Genomic DNA, 2,548 nt, shown 5'->3' with positions numbered 1-2,548 from the left:
AGTTCCTGCAGGTCGACACGACCAACATCCTGTTCATCTGCGGCGGCGCCTTCGCGGGGCTGGAGAAGATCATCTCGCAGCGCAACAAGGGGTCGGGCATCGGCTTCGGAGCCGAGGTGAAGGGACCGGACGAACGCAGCGTCGGCGACCTCTTCAAGGAGCTGGAACCCGAGGATTTGCTCAAGTTCGGCCTGATCCCGGAGTTCGTCGGCCGCCTGCCGGTGATCGCCACCCTGACCGATCTGGACGAAGCCGCGCTGGTCACCATCCTGACCGAGCCGAAGAACGCGCTGGTCAAGCAATACCAGCGCCTGTTCGAGATCGAGGGCGTGAAGCTGACCTTCACTGGCGACGCGCTGACCGCCATCGCCAAGCGGGCGATCAAGCGCAAGACCGGCGCGCGCGGATTGCGCTCGATCATGGAGGACATCCTTCTCGACACCATGTTCGAACTGCCGGGCATGGACGGGGTCGAGGAAGTGGTCGTCAAGGACGAGGCGGTGACAGCGGGGGCGAAGCCGATGCTGGTCTATACCGAAACCAAGAAGAAAGAACCGGTGAAGGCCTGATCGCCTGCCATGCCGGGGCCGGAACATCCCAGGGGCGCGGACCTTCTGAGCGAAGGCCGCGCCCTTTCGCGTGACTGGCGGGTGGGGCCGTCGGCCTTTCTGACGCATGTCGGGTTCAGGTCCGAGCGGGACTACAAGCTGGCGGCGATGGCCGGTGGCCGGGTGACAAGCCACGCCCAGATCGGCTGGCGCGATCCGGCGAAGTCGATCCGGGCCTACCGGGAAATATGGGAGACCTGCGACAAGGCCGGGCACCGGGTGGACCGCTATGGGCTTTGCCTCGACTGGTCGATGGCCCTGCCGCGGGCGATCCGCGACAAGGGCCAGCGGGGGACGGGCATGATCCTGCGGGGGCCGGAGGATTTCGTCGCGCTGGCCAATGCCGCCCCCGTGGCCGCGCATTTCGGTGATTTCGTGCTGGGCTTCCCCGCCGCGCTGGAGAACACGCAGGCCGCCCTGGCGGCAGGGGCGACGGCGATCGGCAACCTGGGCCAGTATTTCACCTTCCGGGTCCCGGGTCATGACGACGACGTGGCGGCGACGGCGGCCACGGTGACGGCACTTGGCCTGATCGCCGCGCAGGATGTGCCGGTGATGGTGCATTCCAACATCGACGATGGTTTTGCCGCGCAGTTCACCGATCTGGCCAATGCGCTGGGGATGATCCTTGTGGAACGGGACATCGTCACCGGGCTGGTGGGCGCCGAGATCGGCCATGCCTTCGGTCATCATTTCAGCGACCCGCTGGCGCGGATGGCCTTCCAGCGGGCGCTGGCCGAGGAAGGGGCAAGCCCCGGCACGATGGTCTATGGCAATACCACCAGCTACCGGGGCGACCCGGCACAGAACTGGGCCAGCCTCGCCTCCTATCTGATGGTCGATGCGCTGGGGCAGCGGCTGACGCCCTCGGGCCATGCGATCAACCCGGTGCCGGTGACCGAGAACGAGCGCATCCCGGAGATCGGGGAAGTGATCGAGGCGCAGCTCTTCGCCGGGCGGCTGATCGAGCAGTCGGCAGGCTGGCCGGGCTTGATCGACGGCGCGGCGGTGGACCGGCTGACGGCGACGCTTCGCGACGGGGCAGGGCGGTTCCGCCGGGCGCTCTGGGCCGGGCTGGCGGAGCGGGGGGTGGAGTGCAGCGATGTCTTCGCCGTGCTCTTGGCCCTGCGCCGGATGGGCGGGCGGCGGATCGAGGCGGAATTCGGGGCGGGCCTGCCGGATGTCCGGGCGATGGGGGGAAGGGTGCCGGTGGTGCCCGCGACCATCCTGTCCGAGATCGCCGAGATGTCGCATGCCGCGCTGGCGGTTGCCGATCCCGCGCTGCGCCCGCAGGTCAGCGGAATGCGCGTGCTGGTCGCCACCTCGGATGTGCATGAACACGGCAAGATGCTGCTGGACGAGATGCTGCGGCAGCTTGGGGCCGAGGCGCTGGACGGGGGCACCTCGACCGATCCGGGACCGCTGGCCGATCGGGCGGCAGAGTTGCGGCCCGATGCCATTGCCATTTCGACCTACAACGGGGTGGCGCTGGCCTACTATCAGGCGCTGCGCAACGGCCTTGCCGCGCGCGGGCTGGACCTGCCGGTGCTGATCGGCGGGCGGCTGAACCAGATTCCCGAAGGGTCGAACTCCAGCCTGCCGATGGATGTGGGCGACAGGCTGGCGGCCGAAGGCGCGGTTGTCTGCCGGGCGGCGGCGGATCTGCTGCCTGCGCTGGCGGGATTGCGGCGCAGCGGCGGCGGCGCGACCCGACACCCCTAGACCTTCACGGCCCTTTCCGCCATATGAGGGCAAAGACCTGCGGAGGCTCCCCGATGTATTTCCTCAAGCGCCTGCTGACCTGGTGGAACAGCCAGACCATCGGCACCCAGATTTTCACCTCGCGCAGGGGGGTGAAGGTCGGCGAGGACGAGGAGGGGAACGTCTTCTACCAGACCCGCGACGGCAAGCGGCGCTGGGTGATCTACAACGGCGAGATG

Annotated in this window: 3 protein-coding genes; all 3 read left to right on the top strand. The window is 68.1% G+C overall.

Annotation, left to right across the window (positions count from 1 at the left end; all coding sequences use genetic code 11):
- A partial coding sequence (locus tag V7Q39_RS20470) for an AAA family ATPase (protein ID WP_333818451.1) occupies nt 1-569 on the top strand: 569 nt, incomplete at its 5' end.
- Nucleotides 570-578: 9 nt separating this feature from the next.
- A complete protein-coding gene (locus V7Q39_RS20465) occupies nt 579-2,330 on the top strand; it encodes a cobalamin-dependent protein (protein WP_333818450.1) in 1,752 nt (583 codons plus the stop codon).
- Nucleotides 2,331-2,383: 53 nt separating this feature from the next.
- Nucleotides 2,384-2,548 (top strand): NADH-ubiquinone oxidoreductase subunit NDUFA12 family protein (locus V7Q39_RS20460; protein WP_333818452.1); only part of this gene is annotated, 165 nt, incomplete at its 3' end.

Origin of the sequence: Tabrizicola sp. (assembly GCF_036781545.1) — a bacterium.
GTDB lineage: Bacteria > Pseudomonadota > Alphaproteobacteria > Rhodobacterales > Rhodobacteraceae > Tabrizicola.
This window is presented reverse-complemented; position numbering and strand designations above follow the sequence as displayed.

What these genes read in the sequence shown, in the direction of transcription:
- V7Q39_RS20465 (WP_333818450.1), top strand. Translation starts at nt 579, where the DNA reads ATGCCGGGGCCGGAACATCCCAGGGGCGCGGACCTTCTGAGCGAAGGC.